The organism is Brevundimonas halotolerans, from assembly GCF_003730275.1.
GTDB classification, from domain to species: domain Bacteria; phylum Pseudomonadota; class Alphaproteobacteria; order Caulobacterales; family Caulobacteraceae; genus Brevundimonas; species Brevundimonas halotolerans.
Genome location: NZ_QTTA01000017.1, coordinates 136,722 through 160,894 on the forward strand (window position 1 = coordinate 136,722; position 24,173 = coordinate 160,894).

Sequence of the window (24,173 nt, forward strand, 5' to 3'; positions counted from 1 at the left end):
AGAACACGGATACCCTTAGTGAGCGCCTCTTCTCCGACTGCCGTCATCGCCGCCACCGGCCTGTTCACGCCGGAACAGTCCATCTCCAACGCCGAACTGGTCCGGGCCTACAACGCGTGGGCCGAGCTGGAGAACGCCCGCAACGCCGATGACATCGCCGCCGGCACCCGCGAGGCCCTGACCCCGTCCTCGGTCGAGTTCATTGAAAAGGCCTCGGGCATCAAGAGCCGGTTCGTGCTGGACAAGACCGGGGTTCTGGACCCCGAGCGCATGGTCCCGCATCTGCCCGAACGCTCCAACGAAGAGCTGTCGATTCTGGCCGAAATGGCGGTCAAGGCGGCGCAGGAGGCTATCGCTGCCTGGGGCAAACCCGTCAGCGAGATCGGCGCCGTGCTGTGCGCCGCCTCGAACATGCAGCGCCCCTATCCCGCCATGGCCATCGAGGTGCAGCAGGCGCTGGGGATTGAGGGCTTTGCCTTTGACATGAATGTCGCCTGCTCCTCGGCGACCTTTGGCCTCAAGACCGCCGCCGACTTCATCGCCTCGGGCTCGGTCAAGGCCGTGCTGATGGTCAACCCCGAGGTCTGCTCCGCCCATCTGAACTTCAAGGACCGCGACAGCCACTTCATCTTCGGCGACGTAGCCACCGCCGTGATCGTCGAGTCCGGCGACCAGGCGGGGTCGGGTGGCTGGGACATTCTGGGCACGCGGCTGAAGACCGTCTTCTCGAACAACATCCGCAATAATTTCGGCTTCCTGAACAATGCGGCGCCCGAGGGCATCGGCAAGCCGGACAAGCTGTTCGTTCAGCAGGGGCGCAAGGTGTTCAAGGACGTCGTGCCCATGGTGTCCGAGATGATCGTCAGCCACGCGAGTGATCTCGGCCTGGAGCCGTCCGGGCTGAAGCGGCTGTGGCTCCACCAGGCCAATATCAACATGAACGAGATGATCGGCCGCAAGGTGCTGGGCCGCGATCCGGAGCCGTCCGAGAACGTCATCATCCTGGACGACTATGCCAACACCTCCTCCGCCGGGTCGGTCATCGCCTTCCACCTGCATCAGGAGGATATGGCCGCGGGCGATGTGGGCCTGATCTGCAGCTTCGGCGCGGGCTATTCGGCGGGAACGGTGTTCGTGCGCAAGCGCGGCTGATCGGCTCGCCTTTCGATCACTTTTTACGGCGCCGCTTGCACGCGGCAGGCGTTTTTGCGAACGGGTACCTCAAGTCCTGGAGACCTGACGGGAGCCCCAGTCCATGACCCAGTATGCTGCCCCTGAGTTTTCCGGTCCCTGGATGGCCCGGATTGACGAACCCCTGGTCCGCGATGTGGCCACTGTGCTGAAGAGCATGGGCGGGTCCTGCCATCAGGCACAGGTGGTGCAATGTGTGGCCGCTCTCAAGCGACAGCGGGGCGAGACGGTCGCCCAGGATCTGGCCCAGAAGATCGTCGACGTCTTTGAACGCTATCGCGACCTGTTCTTTCGTCCCTTCGGCGAGGGCTCCATGCGCTGGGCCCTGAATCCCGAACTGGCCTGATCCACGGCTCGGACACAGAAACGGCGCGCCACCGCAGGGTGACGCGCCGTTGTTCTGTCTGGCGACAGCCCTAGAACTTGCGGACGAAGTTCAGCGACCAGACGTCGGCGTCGCCGTCGTCACCGAAGTCGCGGCGGGTCCAGTCGGCACGGATGCCGTTCTGTCCGTCCAGCGAGTACTGGGCGCCCACGCCGTAATTCCAGCTTTCACCGTCAGCCGAGGCCGAGACGGCACCGCTGGACAGCTTCACTTCGCTGGTGCCGTAGCCGACGCGGCCGAACAGTTCGAAGTTCGGGCTAAGCGGCACATAGCCGACGCCGTAGATGGCGGCGTCATATTCCAGCTCGGCGGTAACGGTCGTCGCGCCGACGGTGAAGTCTTCGTCCTTCACGCCGAAGGAGGCTTCGCCTTCGATGCCGAAGTTCGGGGTGAAGCGGGTGCCGAGGCGTGCGGTGACAGCACCGAGGTCAACGCCGTCAGCGTCCAGCTGGCTGTAGCCGATGGTGCCATAGACGTTGGAAGCCGGATCCTGGGCCAGGGCGGGCGAGGCCATCAGGGCCAGGGCGGCGGCAGAGAGTACGAGACTACGCATGCGTGTAGTTCCTTTTTTATCGTTGATCAGTTACCAGCCATCCCGACTGGCAGAGGATCAAGTATGTACGGGTTCGGGCAGTTCCAAGGCCGAACGATTACATGGCCGTAACCGTGCGATTGTTGCCACATACCGCGTTCCGCTAAATGCGACATAATTGTGTATACTTGAAGCCTGGACCGCCACAATCATGGCGCCGGGGTCATGAAAGCGGCGGCCGCCCGCTGGGACGACCGCCACATTTCATCGCAAAGCGTCAGCTTTAGTTCGGCACACCCACCACGGCGTCAACCGAGTTACTGGTTACCGGGTGATAAAGGGGGCGCGCCTCGGCATAGATGCGCCGCGCCAGGTCGCGGCCCCATTCGCCCTCGCCCCAGAGGGTCTGGAACAGCGGCAGGACGAATTTGCGGCGCCCCATCCCGGTCAGGAAGGCTTCGGTCGGCGCCACCGCAGGTTCATAGCGATGGGTCATGGCAATCTGCAGCCAGGCAAACAGCACTTCGGAATTGCCGGCCGCCGACAGGCCGAGACCTTCGTCCAGTGCCTTGAGTTGCGCATCGCTTAGCCAGTCCTGACCGGCCTGATGCCCCTCGGGCCGCCAGGCGAGGAAACGCTGGCGTTGCTGGGTGTTCCAGCCCTGCCACAGGGATTGCGGCGGTGCGCCGCCTTCGAGGAAGACGCTGCGGGCCGCCGCATCGACCGGATCAAAGGCCTGCGACACGGGGGCCATGGCATTGGACGGCAGGCCAGGTTGATAGACCCAGGCGTCCATCATCAGAGCCTCTTCCAGCGCGGCGTCGCCCCGGATCAGGTAAGTGCGGATATCCTCAAGGAACATCGTCGTCGTCATGGGCCGATAGGCATTCCTCTCGAAATAGCCCTTCAGCCAGCCATCGAACCGGTCGCGCCCGACGATCCGCTCGATCGTCCGCAGGAAGAAGGCGCCCTTTTCATAGGCGATGTTGGTCATGCCCTCGTCCGGATCGCGCCCGGCGAGGTCCAGCTTCAGGCGGGTGTCCTCGGGCGGCAGGTCGGCCAGTTCGCCCTGAAGGTCCTCCCAGCCCAGCACCTGCTCCTGCATGGCGCGGTCGCGGCCATAAACCGCCTCCATGATCCGGTTCTCGAAATAGACGGTGAAACCTTCATTGAGCCAGAAGTCGTCCCAGGTGGCATTGGTCACCAGATTGCCGGACCAGCTGTGCGCCAGTTCGTGGGCGACCAGGGCGACCAGCGACTGGTCCCCGGCGACGATGGTCGGGGTGGCGAAGGTCAGGCGCGGATTTTCCATGCCACCGAACGGGAAGCTGGGCGGCAGCACCAGCAGGTCGTAGCGGCCCCACAAATAGGGCCCGTAGAGGGCCTCGGCCTCCTCGACCATCGACTCGACGGCGGGGAATTCGGCGCGCGCCGCCTCCAGCATGGACGGCTCCGTGTAGACGCCGGTCCGCTCACCCAGCGAGGCAAAGGCGATGTCACCCACGCCGATCGCGATCAGATAGGGCGGAACGGGGTTCCTCAACCGGAAGCGGTACGCCCGCTGGCCGGGCCCCGCCGGCTCACCTTCGGGCGTCAGCATCTCGGCGCTCATGACCGCCTTGAGGTCCTCGGGCACCACGATGCGGGCGGAGTAGGACTGGCGGATGCCGGGGCTGTCCTGGGTCGGGATCCAGGTCCGGGTCAGGATCGCCTGGCCCTGGCTGAACAGATAGGGCTGCTCACCGCCCGCCGTCTGGGACGGGTTCAGCCACTGCAGGGCCGCGGCATCGGGCCGGGTGGCGTAGTTGATGACAAGCTTGCGGGTTTCACCGGCGCTGAGGGGCGGCAGGTCGATCTCCAGCGCCTGCCCCAGGATTGGATCGCTGGCGCCCAGTCGCCAGGTCATGGCGCGACCGGCGCCGTCGCTCACCGACTCGATGTCCAGATTGCGGACATCCAGAATGATCTGGTCGGCGCCCGCGCGCCCGCTGATGTCCAGCGTCGCCGTGCCGGACAGGACCTTGCGGTCGAAGTCGGCGGTCAGGTCCAGATCGACGTGGCCTACGCGGGCGACCTCGGGCCGGGCATGGGAGTGGACGTCGCGGACCCACTGTACTTCGGCGGGCGCCTGGGCGGCCGGATTGGTCCCCGCTCCGCCCCACCCCGGCATGGAGGTACAGGCCGCCATCGTCATGCCCAGAGCGGCAGTAAGGGCAAGCGTGGAGACGGAAGCGAGCTTGAAGGCCATCGGGGTTTCCTCATGGTGTCGGAGTCGCGCCCGCCGGAAATGAATCCGGAGGCACCTTCGTTCCGGTCACCCGACCAGCCCCGCCGCGCCAGGTCAAGCTCAGGCCGGTCGGCTTTCAGTCTCGACCGTGCTGAACAGCTTGCCCCGCTCGGCCACCAGCACCGCGACGAGCGCCAGCACGCCGCATCCGGTGATACCGATGGTCATGGGCGCCGCCGTGCCGTCGAAGCTTTGGCCGATCAGGAAGCCGGTCAGCGAGCCGAACGTCGTCGAGACGAACCCCTGCACAGACGAGGCTGTCCCCGCGATCCGGCCCATATTGTTCATGGCCAGGGCGCCGAAATTGCCCGCGATGAAGCCGAAGCAGAACATGGTCAGCCCCTGCAGCAGGGCGAAGCTGATCAGGCTTTCGTGGCCGGTCAGGGTCACGCCGGCGTGGACGGCCGCTGAGGTGATGAAGCCGATCAGGGCCAGATGCGACAGGCGCCGCGATCCCAGCCGCTCGACCAGTCGCGCATTGGTCAGGGACGCCACGGCGATCCCGGCCGCCATGAGGCCGAAGACGGTCGTGAACAGGGTCGGCTGCTGGAACACATCGAAAAAGATCTGCTGGCTGGAATTGATGAAGGCAAACAGCGATCCGGTGATCGCCGTCATCGCCAGCGTATAGCCGACCGAGAGCCGGTCGCTGACAACGGCGCGGAAGGCTTCGGCGATCCGGCCAAAGCGGATCGGCAGGCGATTCTCTGCGGCCAGGGTCTCGGGCAGGCGGATCAGGGCCCAGATCATGAATCCCGAGCCCGCGAGAGCCAGGACGCCGAATATCCAGCGCCACGGGGCGACGAACAGCACCAGTTGCCCCAGCGTCGGCGCCAGGATGGGCACGCCAAGGAAGACGAGAAAGCTCAGCGACATGACCCGGGCCATGGTCCGCCCGGAATAGCGATCCCGCACGATCGATACCGCCAGCACGCGCAGGGCCGCAGCCCCCAGTCCGGTGCCCAGCCGCGCGAGAATCAGGGCCTCGAAGGTCGTCGTGAAGGCGGCGACCACACTGAACAGGACGTACAGGCTGAGCCCTGCCATCAGCACCGGCTTGCGGCCATAGCGGTCCGCCAGTGGGCCGTAGATCAACTGGGCCATGCCAAACCCGAGGAGGTAGGCGGTGATCACCCATTGCCGCGCGTTCTCGGACGCCACGTCGAGGGCGTCGCCGATGGCGGGTAGCGCCGGCAGCATCATGTCGATCGCCAGGGCGTTCAGCGCCATCATCGTGGCGATCAGGGCGACGAACTCGGGAAAGCCCGGGCCGCGCTCGGGCTTGGGAAGAGACACGTCGGGTGTTTGCATCCGATGCAAATGCGACCCGCTCTCGCTTTTTGCAACTGCGAGGGCCGCAGATTTTCGTCACACGGGTCGAGCTCGCCTTGGGCCCCTGCTATGGCTGAAGATGGTTCGGTTTCAACCCTGCTGCAGGAGCCCCTCATGGACGACCGCGATATCGCGCTGGCCGCTCTCGGAAACCGGGTCGCGCTTCTGGAGCGCCAGGTCGAAGCGCTGGCCGCCCTGCACCTGCCCGATGAACGCCACTGGCGCGGCGGCCCTCCGGTCAGGTCTGATCGAAAGCCGGGACGCGGGGTGTTTCGAACCTCGCCTGCGTGTCGCCAGAGCCATTTCGATACCGGCTGGTTCTCATACTGGTGTGAGCAACTGGGCGCGTACCCCGGCTATCACAGGAAATTGTGGGAGCTGGTGCTTATCTGTCAGGCGCTGCATGAGCGAAAGCTGCTCAGACGAGGGGCGCGAGGGCTGGGATTTGGTGTGGGGCGCGAGCCGCTTTCTGCCTGTTTTGCCGCGCGCGGCTGTCACATCACCGCGACCGATCAGGCCGCCGATGAGGCGGTCGACACGGGTTGGGCCGACTCCGGTCAGCATGCTGTCGGCAAGGCTGCACTGATGAGGCCTGACCTGTGTCCCACGGACGTGTTTGATCGCTCGGTCGAATTCAGGGCTGTCGATATGAACGCCATTCCCGACGACCTCGTCGACTTCGATTTCTGCTGGTCTGCCTGCGCCCTTGAGCATCTGGGGTCGCTGAAAGCCGGCATGGACTTCATCGAGCGCTCCCTCGGCACACTCGCGCCCGGCGGCGTGGCGGTTCACACGACGGAGTTGAACCTCACCTCAGACATCGAGACGCTGTCGGAGGGGGGAACCGTGCTGTATCGGCCTCGTGACCTCCACGCGCTGGTCGGGCACCAGGCTGGCGGGCACAGGGTGATGCCGCTGGACCTGAGCGCCGGGAACGGACCGGTCGACCGCTACATCGATATCCCGCCCTACCGGAATGACCCGCATTTGCGGCTGTCCGTGGCCGGGTTCGTGACGACCTCGGTCGGCCTGATCATCCAGAAGGCCGGCCAGCCCTGAGGGCGATGGTGCGGGTGGTCGGACTCGAACCGACACTCCTTTCGGAACCGGATTTTGAGTCCGGCGCGTCTACCAATTCCACCACACCCGCGTGAGGTCCGGGGGATTTAGCGGATCATGTGGTGTGATGCCACGGCTTATTGAGATCGGCCGGGCGATCGCATCGCCCTGCATCCCGCCGTCCCTCACATCAAACGAAAGGTTACCGTAAAGAACACCCGACGCACCGGCACAGGGGCGTCGGCGTCCTCGGCGACCTGCAGACGGGCCCGGCGTGTGGCATTGAGGGCCTCGCGGCCGAACCTTGAGTCCGCCGGATGCTGTGACTCCGCGATGCAATCTTCGAGACTGCCGTCGGGCCGTGTGTTGCAGCTGATGACCGCAAAGCCCGAGGCGTAGGTGGAGTTGTTGGGGAAAGTCGGTCGTGGCGCCCTTTCCCAGATGATCGACGCGGGCAAGCCGGGATTTTCATCCCGTCCAAGCACATCATCGCGCGGGTCATCCAGCGGGCGATCGCAGGTGGTCAACACCTCATCGATGTGACGGGCGGAGCGCGGAAGCTCGATCCGGTAGGACAGCGACCGGCCTTCACCGCCCCCATCCGGCACGCGAATCTGCAGTGCCCCGCCTTCGCGCAATCTGCGAGCGAAGGGCGCCGGGAACAGGCCCACCGCCATGGTGTCGTTGACGGCGATCACCCAGCGCCCCCCATACTCCTCATCATCCCGGAAGGTCATGTAGAGGGGGCGGTATGAAATGCCGATGCTGCTGGGTTCCGGATTGACGGGCGGGGGCAGGCCCCCGATCACCGCATCAAGCGAACCGTCCAGGCACCGGACCGTGATGCCCAGTCCATTGCTGAACTGGAGATAGGCCATCACCTGTTTGTTGCGGCGGTCCCGGACGATGTCCCAGTCGTCACCGGGGTCCTGCGTGAGACCGGGCGTGGCCTGCGCCAGCCCGAGGACAAGCGCCAGGGCTGCCGTGCATGGCCGACGGATCGGCGCGCGCATCGGTCACTCCACCATCGTCGTCAGGCGGATCGAAACCAGGCGTCCGGGCGGAACCTCGCCGCGGATCCGGGACTCTTCCAGCGAGCGGACACTGGCTTCGCCATAGCCATAGCCAGCAGGGCTTTCAGCCTCGGCCTCGCAGTCGGTCAGGCGACCGCCCTCGGCCGTCATGCAGGTGACATAGGCCCAGCCTGACACACGGTCGCGGGCGGCGCGCGGCGGAATGATCACCCGGCCTTCGCGGAGAAAATCATCGCCCCCTGCAGACAGGCGGAGCGGCTCGGCCTCATCCCTTTCGTGGAACAGGGGCTGGCCACAGGCCGTCAGTACGCCCTCCATCCCGGAGGTATCGGCGGGCGGGGTCACAGTGAACTGGACTGCCCCGTCCCCTTCGCCAAACTGCAGCATGGCCGTGCGGGTATTGACGAAGCCCCGCATCAGCTGGGTCGGCCGCTCGGCAATCAGGTATCGCCCGTTCTCGGAGGGCATCCACGCCCCCCAGTGGACCCGGCCGTCCCCGAACCGCGCGGCGACTTCGATGGTCGGCATGCGAATCTGAAGCCCCTGAATCAGTAGCTCGGGCGTGCCGGCCTGACAGCGCGCGATCACCGCGATACCCTCGGGGAAGACCGCATAGGCCAGGGTGAGGTCATCCGCAGTCTGGGCCGTCCAGGCCTCTGGCTGCTGCGCCAGAACCGGACCGGCGGCGAGGGCGGCAATCAGGGCACCGGCGACCGCTTTCATCCCACAGGCTCCACCGTCTGTTCGATCGTCCCGAAGATCGAGTGGTGCTTTTCGTCCAGCATTTCGATGCGGACGGTGTCGCCATGTTGAAGGAAGGGGGTCTCGGCCTTGCCGTGCTGGATGGTCTCGACGGTGCGGACCTCGGCGATGCAGGAATAGCCCAGCCCGCCTTCGCTGACCGGCTTGCCCGGACCGCCGTCGGCGTCGCGGTTGGACACAGTGCCCGAGCCGATGATCGACCCCGCCACCAGCGACCGGGTCTTGGCCAGATGCGCGATCAGGGTGCCGAAGTCGAAGGTCATGTCGTCGCCGGCGTCGGCCTGACCAAACGGCTTGCCATTCAGGGTGACGGTCAGGGCGCCGTGCAGCTTGCCGTCTTTCCAGCGATCGCCAAGCGAGTCGGGCGTGACGAACACGGGGGTAAAGGCGCTGGCGGGCTTGGACTGGACGAAGCCAAAGCCCTTGCCCAGTTCGGCCGGGATCAGATTGCGCAGGGACACGTCGTTGACCAGTCCGACCAGCCGGATGTGGCCCAGCGCCTCGTCGGGGGACACGCCTTGGGGCACATCGCCGGTGACGACCACGACCTCGGCCTCGAGATCACAGCCCCAAGCGGGATCGGCCAGCGGAATGGGATCGCGCGGGCCGAGGAAGCCATCGGACCCGCCCTGATACATCAGCGGATCGGTCCAGAAGCTCTCGGGCATTTCGGCGCCGCGGGCCTGCCGGACCAGCGCGACGTGGTTCACATAGGCCGAGCCGTCGGCCCACTGATAGGCGCGCGGCAGGGGCGCCGAGGCCTCCCGCTCATGAAAGCGGCCGCGCGGCACGGCTTCATGTTCCAGGCTTTCAGCCAGGGCACGCAGGCGCGGTTCGCACCGGTCCCAGTCATCCAGAGCCGCCTGCAGGGTCGGGGCGATCAGAAAGGCGTCGGTGAACCAGTTCAGGTCTTCCGACACCACGACGAGGCGGCCGTCACGGCCATGTTTCAGGGATGCGAGTTTCATCCCACCTCTCTAGACGCAAACACTCCGGCAGGAAAACCGTCGCTGTCGGACCGGGTGCCCGATCAGGGGTGCCGGCCCAAGGCCTCCCGGGCTTTCCGCATCTCCTCGATACGGGCGTCTTTGTGTGACCAATAGTCGTGAAAGACCCGAACCGCGCGGGACAGGGCGTCGATCTGCTCTTCGCGTGTCATTACCGACGGCGGAGAGGGAGGCGGAGGCGGAGGAGGAGTAGGCGCGGGCGGTATCGGGCCGTTGATGATGGTAACCTGGCTTACGGCGGCGGCGGCCCCGCATTTGCAACGCGCCGAATCGCCCTTCGCCCCGCAGTCACACGATGACCCGGGGGTCGAGGGGGCCGGAGCAGCGGGGGTGGGCGCGGGCGTCGGCGAGGCGGCCCCGGGCTTGCCAGCGAGGGCCGCTTCCAACGCACCAAACGGCGAGGCGACCCCCTTGCCCAGGACCATGACGGGGCCAAGCAAGTCCCTGATGCGATCTCGCAGGGCCTCGGCCTTGGCGTACAGGTCCCGGCTGCTGGCCGACAGGGCCGCCTCGGTCGCTTTCAGTATAGCCTTGTGAATGGCCTCGGCAGCCTCCTCGGCGTGCCGGTCCGGGGCATACAGCCGACCGAGGTACCAGCCAACAAAAGCCGCCATGGCCACGAAGGCGACCAGCAGCGCTAGCAACATCGGATCCACACCCAGGAACACAGGTGAGTCCACGGCCTCATAGGCGGCGGGCGCCTGAAACTCGGTCGGATAAACGGCCACGATCCCCTCCCTGAACGCTCCCATGATGGCAGGGTCCGCCCGCTTGGCAACGGGAAAGGTTAACGGCGGTGCGTCAGCGTGACGGTTCGATCACGGCGCGGGCCTCGGCCCCCTGCCGCATGCCGGGCAACCGCACCTCGACCTCGATGGCGATGCTGCCCTCGGGCTGGTGGGCCCAGATATAGCGGCGCTCGACCTCGACCTCGAGCCCGCCGGCCGTCAGCCCCTCATAGGTGTCGCCCCACGGGGTGATGCGCTTCATCTCGGCCCAGCTGAGTGCACAGGCGGCGTCCAGCTCCTCGATGGCCAGGGCGGACAGGTCGTCGGGGTGTTCTGTGCTCACAGCCAGCGCCTCACCCGGTTGCGATAGGCCTCGTATTCGGCGCCGAAGGTGCGGGCCAGATAGGCCTCTTCCTTGCGGATGATGGCCCAGTCGATGACCACCAGACAGGGGATCAGCATCAGCAGGGCGATGGGCGAGTCCATGGCAATGGCCAGCCCGGCATAGGTGAGGGCGAACCCGACGTAGATCGGATTGCGGCTGAACCTGTAAGGCCCGTCGGTCGCCAGCGCCGTCGACGGCTTCCACGGCTCGACCGCCGTGCCCAGCCGCCGGAACAGCCCCGCCGCCATCCCGTCCAGCAACAGCCCGCCGAGGATCAGGGCGAGCGCCAGTCCGCGCCGCAGCTCGGTCCCGAGGCCGAGGCTGATGTCCTCGCCCGACGGCAGGCCGATCTGGACGCCATAACGATCCAGCGCCCAGCCGAGTCCAAGGAAGGCGAAATAGATCAGCGGCGGCGGCACCGCCACATTGGGATGATCGCGGGTGGTCACGGCTCAGTCTTCCTCGGCAGAGTATTCGGGATCATCGGCATAGATCGCTACCCACGCCGGTTCCGTCGATGAAGCGGCGCCCCGATACATGCCCGAGGTGTTCATCTCGAACCAGGCTTCGCCCGAGCGGGTCATCACGATGACGCCGCCCTCGCCGCCGAGTTCACCGACTTCCCGAATCTCGGCGCTCGCCGCGATATAGACGGGGCGTCGCATGTGGGCCGAGCAGATCATTTCCGGAGGGCATGAGTCCAGGATGGCTGTGACCCGGTTTTCCTCGACTTCAGGGTAGGTGGTCTCCCACGCGTACCGCGCGCAGATGTCCCGGGCGACCGTGGCCCGGATGAAATATTCGCCCGAGCCGGTGGCCGAGACGGCGCAGCCCTCGACGTTCGAGGCATAGGTGCCCGCGCCGATCACCGGCACATCGCCGACCCGGCCCCAGCGTTTGCCGGACATGCCGCCGGTCGAGGTGCCTGCCGCCAGCCGCCCCTCACGGTCCAGGGCGACCACGCCGACTGTGCCGAATTTGCGCTCATCCAGCGGCGGGGTGACCGCGGCCATGGCGCCTTCAGCCGGCGCGCCTTCGGGGCGGACGGGCACAGGCAGGCCCTCGCGCTCCAGCTGCCGCACCAGCCCGCGCCAGCGCCGCTCGGTGAAGAAGAAGGCCGGGTCGACCTCCTCCAGTCCCTGCGACCGGGCAAAGGTCTCGGCCCCCTGACCGATCAAGAAGACATGCGGCGAGTCCTCCATCACTGCACGGGCGGCGCTGATCGGGTGGCGGGTGCGGGTCAGGCCGGCGACCGCCCCGGCGTCCAGGGTCGTGCCATCCATGATGGCGGCGTCGTGCTCGATCCGGCCGTCGGCGGTGAAGACCGCCCCGCGCCCGGCATTGAACAGGGGATCATCCTCGAGCACCTGAATGACGGCCTCGACCGCATCCAGCGCCGAGCCGCCATTGTCCAGCACCCCGGCCCCGACCTGAAGCGCGCTGTCCAGGGCGGCGCGATAGGCGGCGTCCTGTTCGGGGGTCAGACTGCCGCGCTCGATCACCCCGGCCCCGCCGTGGATGGCCAGCGACCACCCGCCGTCCTGGGCAAGGACCGGCGAGGCCAGTGTTACAGTCAGAGCGCTCGCAAGCGCCGCAAGCCAGGTCTTCATTGGTCCGCCTCCCCGATTGGGCGTCATCGCTCGTGATGCGCCCGTTTCCACAACTGATAGCCGATCACCGGCACCAGCCCCATCAGGGTGGCGGCGATCACCAAGGGCCAGAAACCGAGGTGCGGCGCGGCCAGCCCCGCCGTCACCCCCGCTGCGACCGGTCCCGTAAATGGGATCCAGGCCGGAGGCTTAGGCATCCACCTTGATCACGCCGCGCCGGATCTGGTCCAGCTCGATGGAGTCGAACAGGGCCTGGAAATTGCCTTCGCCAAAGGCCTGATTGCCCTTGCGCTGGATGATCTCGAAGAAGATCGGGCCGAAGGTGTCCTGGGTGAAGATCTGCAGCAGGATGCCGTCCTCGTCCGAGCCGTCGATCAGGATGCGGTTCTCGCGCATGCGCGCCACGTCCTCGCCGTGCCCGGGCAGGCGCTTGTCGATCAGGTCGAAATAGGTCTCGATGGTGTCCTGGAAGGGGATGCCGCGCCGCTTCATCTCCTCGACGGTCTCGAAGATGTTGTCGGTGTGCAGGGCGATGTGCTGGATGCCCTCGCCGTTGTAGCGCTTCAGGAACTCCTCGATCTGGGAGTTGTCGTCCTGGCTCTCGTTCAGCGGGATGCGGATGGCGCGGTCCGGCGCGATCATGGCCTGGGACAGCAGGCCGGTCGCCTTGCCCTTGATGTTGAAATATTTCTGCTCCTCGAAGGCGAAGACGTCGCCGTAGAAGCCCGACCAGGTGCGCATCTGGCCGCGACGCACATTGTGGGTCAGGTGGTCGAGGCAATACAGGCCGACGCTGTTCTTGCGCTCGGCCTCTTCCCAGCCCTCGATCTCGTCCCAGCCGTCATAGAGCGAGCCGGCCTCGCCGTATTTGTCGACGATATAGAGCAGCGAGCCGCCAATGCCCTGGAGCACGTAGGAATAGCCGCCGCCCAGGGCGCCGCCGTCGTGACCTTCGGCCGGCTTGGCGCCGCGCGACACCGCGCCCTCGAAGGCGGCCTTGGCGTCATTGACCCGGAAGGCCATGCCATTGGCCGAGGGGCCGTGGTCGGTCGCGAACTCGGCGGCCTGACCCTTGGGCGTGCGGTTGACCAGCATGGTGATGTCGCCCTGCTTCATCCGGACCACGCCATTGGCCGGATTCACATGGGTCTGGGTGAAGCCCATCAGCTCCAGCCGCGCGATCATGGCCTTGGGCTCGGGACCGGTGAACTCGACAAACTCAAAGCCGTCGACGCCGAGCGGGTTTGCGGCATTGATCTGCTGGGCGGTGGGGGTTTGGGTCGCGTCGTCCATGGTCGCGTCTCCTGATCCTGAAGGGTTCACGGCGGCACGCACGACCGCCTTTGAGGCCGGAACCTAGTCATCCGGACCGCTCAAGCCAAGCGAGGTGGCTTCACCTTCTGGCGAGCCGGCCTCAGCCCAGCCCCGGAACATGGTCCGTGACCAGCCGCATCGCCCAGTCCGCGCCCAGCAGGAAGGCGACGGCGAGCGTCGTCAGCAGGCCGATCCAGGCGGTGGCCACGATCGCTCCCCCGATGACGAACAGGCCGTCGCGCTGGATCAGGCCCACGGCCAGAAGCGACAGCGCCACCGACGGGATGGTGTTGGTCATGGGCAGGACGATGGTCAGGGTCGCGAGAATCATGAACAGGGCCGCCAGCTTTTCGCCCGCACCCGAGGCAAAGGCCGACAGCCGCGGCCGCGAGAAGCGGTCGATCCAGCCCAGCCGCTGCTCAGCGAAATCGGCCATGGCCTTCAGCCAGCCGGCCTTGGCACGCAGTCCGAGGACCCAGCGGGGCAACCAGGGTTCCTCGCGCCCGACCAGCAGCTGCGCCGCGAGGATCACGATCACGATGCCGACCACCTGCGGGACACCGTACAGGCCCGGCACCAGACAGGGGATGGCCAGGATGAGGATCAGCAGGCCGTAGGCCCGCTCGTCCAGCCGGTCGCGGATCTGGTGCAGGGTCAGACCGTTTTCGGCCCCGTCATCGGCCAGCCGCCGTAGCAGGCGCGCCAGATTCTGGCGGACGTCGTCCTGTTCGGAGGACGGCGGGAGGGGCGCGGGTTCGGTCGTCATGACGCTCGTCTAGCATCCCGGTGTGTCAGGTCCAGCCGCCGACGATGATGGATCGACGTTCCCGCAGGACCGCGCTAAGCATCGCAGCATGATGTCGGCCTATCGTGTCCTGACCCGCTGGTGGACGGTGTTCGCCCTTGCGGCGTCCCTGAGCCTCCTCGCTGCCGCCCACGCCTTTGAGCGGTTCGGCGGACTGGCCCCGTGCAACCTGTGTCTCAAGCAGCGCGAGGTCTATTGGGTCGCGGTCGCCATCGCCCTGACCGCCAGCCTGTGGGCCCTCGTCAGCCGGGCCAGCCGGGGCACGCCGCGGGTCGCCGCCTTCCTGCTGTTCATCGTCTTTCTGACCGGAGCGATCACCGCCGGGTTCCATGCCGGGGGTGAGGCTGGCTGGTGGGAACTGCCCGCCGTGTGCTCGGGCGGGGCGGGCGAGATCAATCTGGAGCGGCTGGCGGCGCTTGCCATGGGCACCGCCGAGGTCGAGCCCATCGTGGCGTGCGACGCCGTGACATGGCGCTTCCTGGGCCTGTCCATGGCAGCGTGGAATACCCTGATTGCTGCGGCCCTCGCGATCTTCAGCCTGCTGGCCGCGAAACGTCCCAAGGATGCCCGTGCCCCCAGAGGTTGATCCCTCCACCGACCCGCTGAACGACCCGGAGATCACGGGCCGCAAGGGCTCGCGCGCCATCCCCCTGCCCCGGCCCGGCGCGGGCATGAGCCGGGCGCGGAGGGCCGAGATCCTGCGGGTCGACCATGCGGGCGAGTATGCCGCCGTTCAGATCTACCGCGCCCAGCGCGCCGTCTTTGAGGGGCGGAAGGGCAAGGATGCCATCGCCGACGACCTGACCGGGATGGAGGGGCACGAGCAGGTGCACCTGTCGCGGTTCGAGACCCTGCTGAACCAGAACCGGGTCGCCCCGACCGCCGCCCTGCCCCTGTGGCATCTGGCCGCCCAGGCCTTGGGAGCCGGCACGGCCCTGCTGGGCGAGAAGGCGGCCCACGCATGCACCGAGGCGGTCGAATCGGTGATCGAGCAGCACTATGCCGACCAGATCGCAGAACTGGCCGACCGTGACCCCGAGCTGGCCCGCGAGCTGGCCCAGTTCCGGGCCGAGGAAATGGCCCACCACGACCACGCCGTCGAACACGGCAGCCGCGAGGCGCCCGCCTATCGCCTGCTGTCCTCGGTGATCAAGACCGGCTGCCGCGCCGCCATCAAGGTCAGCGAGCGGGTCTAGGCGGCCCGCCTGAGTCGGCGGCCGGTGCGTTCCGTCTTTGGCTTGGCGTCGAACAGTTCGGCCAGCTTCTCGATCATGGCGCCGGCCAGCTGGTCGACGTCAGTGATCATCAGGGCGCGGCGGTAAAAGCGGGTCACGTCGTGGCCGATGCCGATGGCCAGCAGTTCGACGTCGGACCTGTCCTCGATCTGGCCGATCACCTGCCGGAGGTGGCGTTCCAGATAGTGGACCGGATTGGCGGTCTGGGTCGTGTCATCGACGGGCGCGCCGTCCGAGATCACCATCAGGATGCGCCGGGCCTCGGTGCGGGCCAGCATGCGCTCGTGCGCCCACGCCAGCGCCTCGCCGTCGATGTTCTCCTTGAGCAGACCCTCGCGCATCATCAGGCCGAGGTTGCGCTTGGACCGGCGCCAGGGGGCGTCGGCGGTCTTGTAGATGATGTGGCGCAGCTCGTTCAGGCGGCCGGGGTTGGCGGGACGACCGGCAGTGATCCAGGCCTCGCGTGGCTGGCCGCCCTTCCACGCCCGGGTGGTGAAGCCGAGGATCTCGACCTTGACGCCGCAGCGCTCCAGCGTGCGGGCGAGGATGTCGGCACAGACGGCGGCCACCATGATCGGCCGTCCGCGCATTGAGCCCGAGTTGTCGAGCAGCAGGGTGACGACCGTATCGCGAAACGGGCTCTCGCTCTCGGCCTTGAACGACAGGGGCGCGGTCGGGTCGGTGATGACGCGCGTCAGGCGGGCCGTATCCAGCACGCCCTCCTCCAGATCGAACATCCAGCTGCGGTTCTGCTGCGCCAGAAGGCGGCGTTGCAGCTTGTTGGCTAGGCGGGCGACCACGCTGGACAGCTGGGTCAGCTGCTGGTCCAGCAGGGCGCGCAGGCGGTCCAGCTCGACCGGGTCGCACAGCTCCTCGGCGGCGATGACCTCGTCAAAGGCGGTGGTGAAGGCGCGATAGACGGAGGGGTCATTGCCGCCTTCGCCCTCGGTGCGGCCGGGGCGCATGCCCTCTTCGGTGTCGGAGGCCTGATCCGACTCTTGCCCGTCGGCCTCGGCCGGAGCGCCGTCCGGACGGCTGTCGCGCTCGCCTTCCGAGCCGGAGTCCTCGCTGCGGCCCTCGGGTGAATTGTCCTCGCTGTCGCCGGGGTCGGGGTCTTCGCTGTCGTCCTCGGTCTCGGAAGGGGCGTCGTCCGCCGCCTCGTCCTCGCCCTCGGTGTCGTCGGCCTCGTCGGCCTCGTCGGCCTGGCCATTGCCGGGATCGAGGTCGAGGGCCTTCAGCACGGCCTGCATCTCGCGGCCATAGGCCTGTTGGTCGTCCAGCGCCGCGACCAGCCGGTCGAGCGCCGGACCGGCCCGCTCGACCAGGTCGTCACGCACCAGATCGAGGGTGGCGGCGGCGGCTTTGGGCAAGGGGCGCTCGCCCAGTCGTTCGGCCAGCAGCAGGCCCACGGCCTGATCCAGCGGCACCAGATCCGCCTCAGTCACGCGGGTAAGGCCGCTGCGCTCCATGCGGGTGACGAGGGCGGCCTCCAGATTGGCGCGAACCCCGGCCATGGCGCGGCCGCCCACGGCCTCGACCCGGGCTTGCTCGGCGGCCTCGAACACCTCGGCGGCGCGGCTGTCCAGCGGGGTCAGGGTCCGGTGCAGGCTGTCGTCATGATTGGCCAGCCGCAGGGCCAGGCGGTCGGCCTGTCCCCGCAGGGAGGCGCTTTCCGGGCCGGAAGGGTCGCGCGGCGGGTGCGGCAGGGTTAGCACGCCATTCGACATGCGCGGCCCATCCGAGGCGAACACGACCTCGAGCTCGTCCTGCTCCGCGAGGGCCCGCGCGGCATGGGCGAGGGCGCGCTTGAAGGTCTCTGTCGGTGTGTCCGGCGGCATGGTCCTGACCTAGCCCCGGCGGGGCCTCGGGGAAAGGGGCGCGTCCGGGAATTGAGACGGTGAGAAAACACCGTCTGAATAGTCTGAATGGTCTGAAATGGGGTTCCGCTGGTGGGAGCTCGCCCCTTCTCCCGATGGGAGAAGGTGGCGCGTGAGCGCCGGATGAAGGTCGACGGTGTGCGTCGGCGAATGCCGTGGCTGGGACGGTGCGACGGATCACGCCGAAGGATACGTTGAGCCCCTTACCCCCTGCCCCCTCTGCCACGGGAGAGGGGAAGAAAAATACCGTCTGAACCGTCTGAACCGTCTGAACCGTCTGAATTCGCACCTCCGCTGTCCGTGGGAATGGCAACCGGACAGTATGCGTCAGGCGCCGGGCCGGTCGGGCAGAACGCTGTGGGAACGGGTTCTGGTGCTGAAAAGTCGAGGAATTCAGGCGTTAGCCATCATAGTCGAGGCCCTCAGCCCTTCTTGTCGGCTTTCAGCTTGTCCTGGTGGGCGCGGATGCCCTGGGCGATCAATTCGGCGGCCTCGCCGGCGTCGCCCCAGCGCTTGACGGCGGTTTCCTTGTTCTTCTCCAGGTCCTTGTAGCGGGTGAAGAAGTGCTGGATCTGGTCGATCATGATGGCCGGCAGCTGACGATAGCTGGCGACGTCGGTGTAATAGGGGTGGAGCGCGTCAACGGGCACGGCGAGGATTTTTTCGTCCATGCCCTTTTCGTCTTCCATGATCAGCACGCCGATCGGGCGCGAGCGGATGACGCAGCCGGGCACCACCGGCGTCGGGTTCAGCACCAGCACATCGCAGGGGTCGCCATCGGCCGACAGGGTGTGGGGCACAAAGCCGTAATTGGCGGGATAATACATGGCCGTATGCAGGAAGCGGTCGACGAACAGGGCGCCCGACGCCTTGTCCATCTCATATTTCACCGGCAGGCCCCCTTGCGGGATTTCGATGATGACGTTCAGGTCCCAGGGAGGATTGGGGCCGACGGGGATGGCATCAATGTTCATGACGGGTCTATTGTGCACTTGCGAAACGGGGAGGCGCGCGTGATAGGCAAACCCGGCACCAGTAGCAAGCGTTCCGCGCAGGGCCCGACGGATGGGGCGGCAAGGGCATTCTCCATGAGGCGTCGCACATGAGCTCCCTCGACTGGGCCGCAGTGGCTCTCTTCATCCTGTGCTGGCTGGGCTATGAGCCGGTCCTGCGCGTGCTGTCGCGACGGTTCGGCACCCTGAATCAGGACATGGAGCTGGTCCGGCAGGTGTGGATGTCGGTGATGACCCGGCGCGAGATCCGGCTGGTCGACAGCCAACTGATGGGTCATTCGATCAATTCGGCGTCGTTCTTTGCCTCGACCAATCTGCTACTGATCGCGGCGGTGGCGGGCATATTGTTCGGCGGAGAGGCAGCGCTGAGAGGCTTTGCCGCCGTGGGGGCGGAGGCCGTGCCCCTGCCGCTGCTGGAGGCCAAGCTGGCGCTGATTCTGGCGTGTCTGGTGCGGGGCCTGCTGGATTTCATCTGGTCGATTCGCCAGCTCAACTACACCCTTGCGGTGATCGGCTCGGTGCCCGAGCAGGACGAGGCGCTGGATCGGGCCGCGCTGGGCCGGGCGGCCGGCGATCTGATCAATCCGGCGCTGGCGTCATTCAGTCAGGGGGTGCGAGCCTATTATTTCGCCCTCGCGGCGGCCGCCTGGCTGATGGGGCCGCTGTGGCTGGGCGCGGGGGTGATCGCGGCCTTCGCCCTGCTGATCTGGCGGCAGGAGGGGTCGCCCGCAGCCCGGGCCATCCGCAAGGTGCGGGCAGTTCTGGAATCGGAGTCGGGCAAGGGCCCGCCTGCGCCCTGATACTGAGCAGTTGCGGCCCTTAATGGGATATTTTTTGACGTTGAAACGGTTACATCGGCCAAAAATACCGCTTGAGTGTTACAATGCGTGACGACGGGTGAAAAATACCTGCTTGACGATTTGTGCACTGCAACCTAACTTGACCTTGACGCCTTCGGGCGTCTTGCCCTTCCTGGGCGTTTCCTCCCTATAGACTTTCATGCCGCGCCTCCGGGCGCGGCATTTTTTCTGTCCGAGGGGTCAGGGTACGAGGTCGCTCGCCTCCCGCGCCAGGCTGTCGATCAGGCGGGTGATGATGCCTTGGCAGCGCGCCCAGCCCGGGCCCGGCTGCATAAGCGCCTCATCCAGATATAGCGCCCGGGAAATCTCGATCTGGAGGGCGTGGAAGCCCTCGCCCGGGTGGCCCCAGCGCTCGGTCGTCCAGCCCCCGGCATAGGGCTGGTTCAGCGCCACCCTGAGCCCTTCGCCGCGCAGGAGGGCCGCCACGCGCCGGGTCATGGCGGTCGCGCAGGCCACGCCGTGGCGGTCGCCAAGTACGATCTGGGGGAAGGTGGCGACCGGGCGTTTGGCTGGCGGGCTGGCGCGCGGCCCGGGCATGGAGTGCCAGTCGATCAGAACGGCTACACCGTGCCGGGCGCGGGTCTGCTCCATCAGGGTGTCCAGCGTCGCGTGATAAGGACCATGGGCTTCCTTGATGCGGCCGGTGACCTCGGCGAGGCTGATGCGATCGCGGTAGAGGGGGCGCCCGTCGCCGGTCAAGCGCGGCACCACGCCATAGCCCGATTGGGCCCGTGGCCCGCCCTCCGATCCTGTCGGCAGGTCGTCGATGAGGGTGGGATCGAGGTCGGTCGGGGCCCGGTTCAGGTCGAGCCAGGCCCGGCCATGGGTCGCCAGCAGCAGCGGGATGCCGTGCCCGGGCGCGCCCTCGATCAGGCGGTCGACCAGGGCATCCTCGGCGCTGCGCAGCGACAGCTCGGACAGGTCCGGGTCAAAGCCCGCCGACTTCGGGTAGAGGCGGCCCGAGTGCGGCGAGGCGAACACCAGCGGGCTGGTGGCCTCCCCGACAGGGGACAGCAGGCGAAACGGGGCCTGGGCCTGCAGATCCCCGTCTTCACCCGACATACGCCCTCCCCTTTGGCCCGCCCGTCGAATCCCTGTGGACACGGATCACTGATTTTCATGGCCGGTTTACGCTTGTCGCCTTAACCTTTTCCACAAGTGAGTAAAACGGCCGTTCGGGCTGACGGCTTTGGGGACCAATCGATGGCACGCATTCTTCTGGCAGAAGACGATGGATCACTGCGGGGCTTTCTGACCCGGGCGCTGGAGCGGGCCGGTCACGAGGTCGTCGACTGCGAGAATGGCGATGACGCCATCGATGCGCTTGAGGACGGCCCCTATGACCTGCTGCTGACCGATATCGTCATGCCGGGTGCCGACGGCATCGAGGTGGCCCGCGTGGCCGCCGCCCGCCAGCCGGGCCTGCGCATCATGTTCATCACCGGCTTTGCCGCCGTGGCTCTGACCGCCGCCCAGAGCACCCCCCAGGCCAAGGTGTTGGCCAAGCCTGTGCACCTGCGCGACCTGGTCGGCGAAGTCGAGAAGATGATCGCCGCCTGATAAGCGTTCTGACAAGGCCGTGAGGGGCTTGCAGTCTCGCGCGGAGACGGGTTATACCCCGCGCCTTCCCGGACCGGCACCTGCCGGCCCCGCCCCGGCGGACGCGTAGCTCAGCGGGAGAGCACCTCGTTGACATCGAGGGGGTCACAGGTTCAATCCCTGTCGCGTCCACCATTCCTTTCCAGACAATGCGCAATCACAAAACCCGCCCGGGTGACCGAGCGGGTTTATATCGTGGGGGTCACTCCTCCGGGTCGGGCACGGACTCGCCGGTGTCGCCTTCGTCGAACAGGCGGAACTCGTGCCAGAGGCCGTTGAGGATGCCGAACGCGACGGCGAGGCCGAGGCCGAGGATCCAGGCGAAATACCACATGGCGCAGCTCTTTCCGGTCAGTAGAGGTCGGGGTTGGTCTTGAGCGCGGCGGTGGTCGAACGACCCCACAGCACCTTGTAGACCCAGGCAGTGTAAATCAGGATCAGCGGCAGGAAGACCACCGTCACCCCCAGCATGATGAACAGCGTCAGATGGCTGGACGAGGCATTCCAGACCGTCAGGCTGGAGCCCGGATCAATCGAGCTGGGCAGGATGAAGGGGAACATCGACAGGCCAACGGTCGAGATGATGCCGACTGTCGCCGCCGAGGAGCCGATGAAGGCCACGGGCTCGGACTTGCGCCACAGGCCCAGCAAGGCCGCGGCGGTGCCGAGGAAGCCCAGCGCCGGGGCGATCAGCATCCACGGGTAGGTCGCATAGTTGTCCATCCATGCCCCGCCGGCGGCCTCGACCGTCGAGCGCAGGGGGTTGGAGAAGCCGTTGGGGTCAACCTCGCTGACGATGCGGAAGCCGAGGTCACCGAACGCCACCCAGGCACCGCCCGCCGCGAACAGCACGAGGCTGAGCAGGCCCGCGACGGTGCCGATGGCAAAGGCGCGTTTCTGCACCGGACCGCGCTCGGCCTTGAGCCCCAGCCAGGTGGCGCCGTGCAGGACCAGCATGGTGACCGACAGCAGGCCGCACAGCAGGGCGAACGGGGTGAACAGGCCCAGCAGGGCGCCCTCATAGAAGGAGCGCAGGTCACTATCGAGCCGGAAGGGGGCGCCGATCAACACATTGCCGACGGCGACACCGAACACCAGGGCAGGCACAAAGCCGCCGATGAACAGGCACCAGTCCCAGAAGCTGCGCCATTTGGGCGAGGGCCGCTTGGACCGGTATTTGAAGGCCACGGGTCTGAGGATCAGGGCGGACAGCACCAGGAACATGGCGAGGTAAAAGCCCGAGAAGCTGACCGCATAGACGAACGGCCAGGCGGCGAAGATGGCCCCCCCGCCGAGGATGAACCACACCTGGTTGCCCTCCCAGGTGGCGCCGATGGTGTTGATCACCATACGGCGTTCCTCGTCGGTCCTGGCGACGAACGGCAGCAGGGCGCCGACGCCGAGGTCAAAGCCATCGGTCAGGGCAAAGGCGATCAGCAGCACGCCCAGCAGGCCCCACCAGATGACACGGAGGGTGGCGAAATCGAGAGGCAGTTCCATGACGGATCTCCGGGTCTGTCGGGTCAGGCGGTGGCGGGTTCGGTCTCGCCTGAGGGCGATCCCGGTTCGGAGTCTGAATCGCCATGTCCGGCGAAGGGCCCCTTCTTGATGGTGCGCAGGATCAGGCCGACCTCGACCACGGCCAGCGCGCCATACAGGACGGTGAAGCCGATGATGGTGCCCCACAGCTGCGGCACGGTCAGGCTGGAGGCGCCGAGGAAGGTCGGCAGGACCCCTTCGACGGCCCAGGGCTGACGACCGACCTCGGCCACGATCCAGCCCAGTTCGGCCGCGATCCACGGCAGGGGAATGGCCAGCACCGCGAGGCGCAGGAACCACTTCGTCTCATGCTTGCGCAGGGTGCACAGGATGAAGGCCGTGGCGAACAGACCGATCATCAAAAAGCCGATGCCCGCCATGATGCGGAACGACCAGAACATGACCGGGACATTGGGCACCGTCGCCCAGGCGGCGGCACGGACCTGTTCGGGGGTGGCCTCACGCGGGTCGCCCACGAAGCGGCGCAGCATCAGACCATAGCCCAGGTCGTTGCGGCGCAGTTCGAAGTCGCCGCGGGCCGTGACGTCCTCCGGATCAGCCTTGATCCGCTCGAGCGCGTCATAGGCCAGCATGCCGGATTCGATCCGGGTCTCGGCCACGGCGACGAGGGGCAGGATGCCCTCGACCTGGCCGTCCAGACTGCGGGTCGAGATCAGGCCCAGAACATACGGGATCTTGATCTCATAGTCGGTGCGGTGGTCGACCATGTTCGGCAGGCCGACGGCGGTCAGGCCGGCGGGGGCGGGCTCGGTCTCCCACATGGCCTCGATAGCGGCCAGCTTCATTTTCTGGTTGTCGGTCAGGGCATAGCCGCTCTCGTCACCCAGCACGACGACCGACAGGGAGGAGGCCAGGCCGAAGGCGGCGGCCACGGTCATCGACCGCTTGGCAAAGCCCTTGTGGCGGCCCTTGAGCAGATAAAAGGCGGAGATGCCCAGGACGAAGACGGCGGCGATGACATACCCGGCCGAAACGGTGTGCACGAACTTGGCCTGGGCCACCGGGTTGAACAGCACGGCCATGAAGTCCGTGACCTCCATCCGCATGGTGTCCGGGTTGAAGGTCGAGCCGACCGGGTTCTGCATCCAGCCGTTGGCGATCAGGATCCACAGGGCCGACAGATTGGTGCCCAACGCCACGAGGAAGGTGACGAACAGGTGGGTCACAGGCTTCAGCTTGTCCCAGCCAAAGAACATCAGCCCGACGAAGGTGGCCTCGAGGAAGAAGGCCATCAAACCCTCGATCGCCAGAGGGGCCCCAAAGATGTCGCCGACGTAGTGGCTGTAATAGCTCCAGTTCATACCGAACTGGAATTCCATGGTCAGGCCGGTGGCGACCCCCAGCACGAAGTTGATGCCGAACAGCGTGCCCCAGAATTTGGTGATGGTCCGCCAGATGGGGCGGCGGGTCATCACATAGATCGACTCCATGATGACCAGCATGAAGGCGAGGCCCAGCGTGAGGGGCACGAACAGGAAGTGGTAGAGGGCCGTCAGCGCGAACTGAAGGCGGGACAGGTCAACGACCGCCAGATCGATCATGGAACCGAACACTCCCTTGGTCATGGCCGGATTGGCCGGATGTGATGCCGCCCTAAA

26 protein-coding genes and 2 tRNA genes are annotated in these 24,173 nt (G+C 66.7%); 8 read left to right on the plus strand and 20 right to left on the minus strand.

What is annotated here, in order from left to right; genetic code table 11:
- Window positions 1–18 precede the first annotated feature (18 nt).
- Together EG854_RS08280 and EG854_RS08285 are read left to right on the plus strand one after the other, a co-directional pair.
- Window positions 19–1,152 carry a beta-ketoacyl-ACP synthase III gene (locus EG854_RS08280; protein WP_164461962.1) on the plus strand — a complete coding sequence of 378 codons (1,134 nt, stop codon included), beginning with the start codon at window positions 19–21 and terminating at the stop codon, window positions 1,150–1,152.
- Window positions 1,153–1,255: 103 nt separating this feature from the next.
- Window positions 1,256–1,537, plus strand: coding sequence for a hypothetical protein (locus EG854_RS08285; protein ID WP_123287644.1), 282 nt, complete (start codon window positions 1,256–1,258; stop codon window positions 1,535–1,537).
- 70 nt (window positions 1,538–1,607) lie between these two features.
- Here the strand turns inward: EG854_RS08285 and EG854_RS08290 are convergent, their stop codons facing one another.
- The 3 genes from EG854_RS08290 to EG854_RS08300 all read right to left on the minus strand — a co-directional run bounded on the left by EG854_RS08290 (window position 1,608) and on the right by EG854_RS08300 (window position 5,691).
- On the minus strand, window positions 1,608–2,129 hold the full coding sequence (locus EG854_RS08290) for a porin family protein (RefSeq protein ID WP_123287645.1): 522 nt from the start codon (window positions 2,127–2,129) through the stop codon (window positions 1,608–1,610).
- A 262-nt stretch (window positions 2,130–2,391) separates the two neighbouring features.
- Window positions 2,392–4,356 (minus strand): M1 family metallopeptidase, encoded by a 1,965-nt coding sequence (locus EG854_RS08295; protein WP_123287646.1) that lies wholly within the window; start codon window positions 4,354–4,356, stop codon window positions 2,392–2,394.
- Between the two features lie 99 nt (window positions 4,357–4,455).
- Entirely contained in the window at window positions 4,456–5,691 is a 1,236-nt protein-coding gene (locus tag EG854_RS08300; RefSeq protein ID WP_311716953.1) for a multidrug effflux MFS transporter, read from the minus strand.
- Window positions 5,692–5,841: 150 nt separating this feature from the next.
- On the opposite strand from EG854_RS08300, the gene EG854_RS13140 reads away from it, so the two are divergent.
- Window positions 5,842–6,786, plus strand: coding sequence for a class I SAM-dependent methyltransferase (locus EG854_RS13140; protein WP_164461964.1), 945 nt, complete (start codon window positions 5,842–5,844; stop codon window positions 6,784–6,786).
- 6 nt (window positions 6,787–6,792) lie between these two features.
- Here the strand turns inward: EG854_RS13140 and EG854_RS08310 are convergent.
- The 11 genes from EG854_RS08310 to EG854_RS08360 all read right to left on the minus strand — a co-directional run bounded on the left by EG854_RS08310 (window position 6,793) and on the right by EG854_RS08360 (window position 14,392).
- Window positions 6,793–6,877: transfer RNA gene (locus EG854_RS08310), tRNA-Leu, on the minus strand.
- A gap of 94 nt (window positions 6,878–6,971) precedes the next feature.
- The gene (locus tag EG854_RS08315; RefSeq protein WP_164461966.1) at window positions 6,972–7,799 is read right to left on the minus strand and encodes an energy transducer TonB; all 828 of its coding nucleotides are present in this window, start codon (window positions 7,797–7,799) and stop codon (window positions 6,972–6,974) included.
- A 3-nt stretch (window positions 7,800–7,802) separates the two neighbouring features.
- A complete protein-coding gene (locus EG854_RS08325) occupies window positions 7,803–8,543 on the minus strand; it encodes a hypothetical protein (protein WP_123287650.1) in 741 nt (246 codons plus the stop codon).
- Window positions 8,540–9,550 (minus strand): fumarylacetoacetate hydrolase family protein, encoded by a 1,011-nt coding sequence (locus tag EG854_RS08330; RefSeq protein WP_123287651.1) that lies wholly within the window; start codon window positions 9,548–9,550, stop codon window positions 8,540–8,542. The genes EG854_RS08325 and EG854_RS08330 overlap by 4 nt, the downstream gene beginning before the upstream one ends.
- 62 nt (window positions 9,551–9,612) lie before the next feature.
- Window positions 9,613–10,317, minus strand: a complete 705-nt coding sequence (locus tag EG854_RS08335) for a hypothetical protein (protein WP_164461967.1) — start codon at window positions 10,315–10,317, stop codon at window positions 9,613–9,615.
- A 73-nt stretch (window positions 10,318–10,390) separates the two neighbouring features.
- Window positions 10,391–10,660 (minus strand): hypothetical protein, encoded by a 270-nt coding sequence (locus tag EG854_RS08340; protein WP_241153182.1) that lies wholly within the window; start codon window positions 10,658–10,660, stop codon window positions 10,391–10,393.
- Window positions 10,657–11,151, minus strand: a complete 495-nt coding sequence (locus EG854_RS08345; RefSeq protein ID WP_241153183.1) for a methyltransferase family protein — start codon at window positions 11,149–11,151, stop codon at window positions 10,657–10,659. The genes EG854_RS08340 and EG854_RS08345 overlap by 4 nt, the downstream gene beginning before the upstream one ends.
- Before the next feature lie 3 nt (window positions 11,152–11,154).
- Window positions 11,155–12,312, minus strand: a complete 1,158-nt coding sequence (locus EG854_RS08350) for an isoaspartyl peptidase/L-asparaginase family protein (RefSeq protein WP_123287653.1) — start codon at window positions 12,310–12,312, stop codon at window positions 11,155–11,157.
- Between the two features lie 23 nt (window positions 12,313–12,335).
- Window positions 12,336–12,509 carry a hypothetical protein gene (locus EG854_RS13145; protein WP_164461968.1) on the minus strand — a complete coding sequence of 58 codons (174 nt, stop codon included), beginning with the start codon at window positions 12,507–12,509 and terminating at the stop codon, window positions 12,336–12,338.
- Entirely contained in the window at window positions 12,502–13,605 is a 1,104-nt protein-coding gene (hppD, locus tag EG854_RS08355) for a 4-hydroxyphenylpyruvate dioxygenase (protein ID WP_123287654.1), read from the minus strand. The genes EG854_RS13145 and hppD overlap by 8 nt, the downstream gene beginning before the upstream one ends.
- A 121-nt stretch (window positions 13,606–13,726) precedes the next feature.
- Entirely contained in the window at window positions 13,727–14,392 is a 666-nt protein-coding gene (locus EG854_RS08360; protein ID WP_123287655.1) for an exopolysaccharide biosynthesis protein, read from the minus strand.
- Window positions 14,393–14,480: 88 nt separating this feature from the next.
- Here EG854_RS08360 and EG854_RS08365 point away from each other — a divergent pair, with 88 nt between their 5' ends.
- Window positions 14,481–15,017 carry a disulfide bond formation protein B gene (locus EG854_RS08365; protein WP_123287656.1) on the plus strand — a complete coding sequence of 179 codons (537 nt, stop codon included), beginning with the start codon at window positions 14,481–14,483 and terminating at the stop codon, window positions 15,015–15,017.
- 85 nt (window positions 15,018–15,102) lie between these two features.
- Window positions 15,103–15,627 carry a demethoxyubiquinone hydroxylase family protein gene (locus EG854_RS08370; protein WP_241153191.1) on the plus strand — a complete coding sequence of 175 codons (525 nt, stop codon included), beginning with the start codon at window positions 15,103–15,105 and terminating at the stop codon, window positions 15,625–15,627.
- Here EG854_RS08370 and cobT read toward each other — a convergent pair.
- Both cobT and ppa read right to left on the minus strand, forming a co-directional pair.
- Window positions 15,624–17,504 (minus strand): cobaltochelatase subunit CobT, encoded by a 1,881-nt coding sequence (gene cobT / locus EG854_RS08375; protein ID WP_123287658.1) that lies wholly within the window; start codon window positions 17,502–17,504, stop codon window positions 15,624–15,626. The genes EG854_RS08370 and cobT overlap by 4 nt on opposite strands.
- A gap of 461 nt (window positions 17,505–17,965) precedes the next feature.
- Window positions 17,966–18,517 carry an inorganic diphosphatase gene (gene ppa / locus EG854_RS08380; protein WP_123287659.1) on the minus strand — a complete coding sequence of 184 codons (552 nt, stop codon included), beginning with the start codon at window positions 18,515–18,517 and terminating at the stop codon, window positions 17,966–17,968.
- 128 nt (window positions 18,518–18,645) lie between these two features.
- Here ppa and EG854_RS08385 point away from each other — a divergent pair, with 128 nt between their 5' ends.
- On the plus strand, window positions 18,646–19,356 hold the full coding sequence (locus EG854_RS08385; protein WP_123287660.1) for a DUF599 domain-containing protein: 711 nt from the start codon (window positions 18,646–18,648) through the stop codon (window positions 19,354–19,356).
- A gap of 240 nt (window positions 19,357–19,596) precedes the next feature.
- Here the strand turns inward: EG854_RS08385 and EG854_RS08390 are convergent, their stop codons facing one another.
- Window positions 19,597–20,478 carry an N-formylglutamate amidohydrolase gene (locus tag EG854_RS08390; protein WP_123287661.1) on the minus strand — a complete coding sequence of 294 codons (882 nt, stop codon included), beginning with the start codon at window positions 20,476–20,478 and terminating at the stop codon, window positions 19,597–19,599.
- A 141-nt stretch (window positions 20,479–20,619) separates the two neighbouring features.
- Here EG854_RS08390 and cpdR point away from each other — a divergent pair, with 141 nt between their 5' ends.
- Entirely contained in the window at window positions 20,620–20,976 is a 357-nt protein-coding gene (gene cpdR, locus EG854_RS08395; protein ID WP_123287662.1) for a cell cycle two-component system response regulator CpdR, read from the plus strand.
- Between the two features lie 99 nt (window positions 20,977–21,075).
- A tRNA-Val gene (locus tag EG854_RS08400) sits at window positions 21,076–21,150 on the plus strand.
- Window positions 21,151–21,217: 67 nt separating this feature from the next.
- Here EG854_RS08400 and cydX read toward each other — a convergent pair.
- Genes cydX through EG854_RS08415 form a run of 3 tightly spaced genes read right to left on the minus strand, consistent with a single transcriptional unit; the run spans window position 21,218 to window position 24,113 of the window.
- The gene (gene cydX / locus EG854_RS08405) at window positions 21,218–21,349 is read right to left on the minus strand and encodes a cytochrome bd-I oxidase subunit CydX (RefSeq protein WP_123287663.1); all 132 of its coding nucleotides are present in this window, start codon (window positions 21,347–21,349) and stop codon (window positions 21,218–21,220) included.
- 17 nt (window positions 21,350–21,366) lie between these two features.
- Window positions 21,367–22,515: a cytochrome d ubiquinol oxidase subunit II gene (gene cydB / locus EG854_RS08410; RefSeq protein ID WP_123287664.1), complete on the minus strand. Its 1,149-nt coding sequence runs from the start codon at window positions 22,513–22,515 to the stop codon at window positions 21,367–21,369.
- A 23-nt stretch (window positions 22,516–22,538) separates the two neighbouring features.
- Window positions 22,539–24,113 carry a cytochrome ubiquinol oxidase subunit I gene (locus tag EG854_RS08415; RefSeq protein WP_123287761.1) on the minus strand — a complete coding sequence of 525 codons (1,575 nt, stop codon included), beginning with the start codon at window positions 24,111–24,113 and terminating at the stop codon, window positions 22,539–22,541.
- Window positions 24,114–24,173 lie beyond the last annotated feature (60 nt).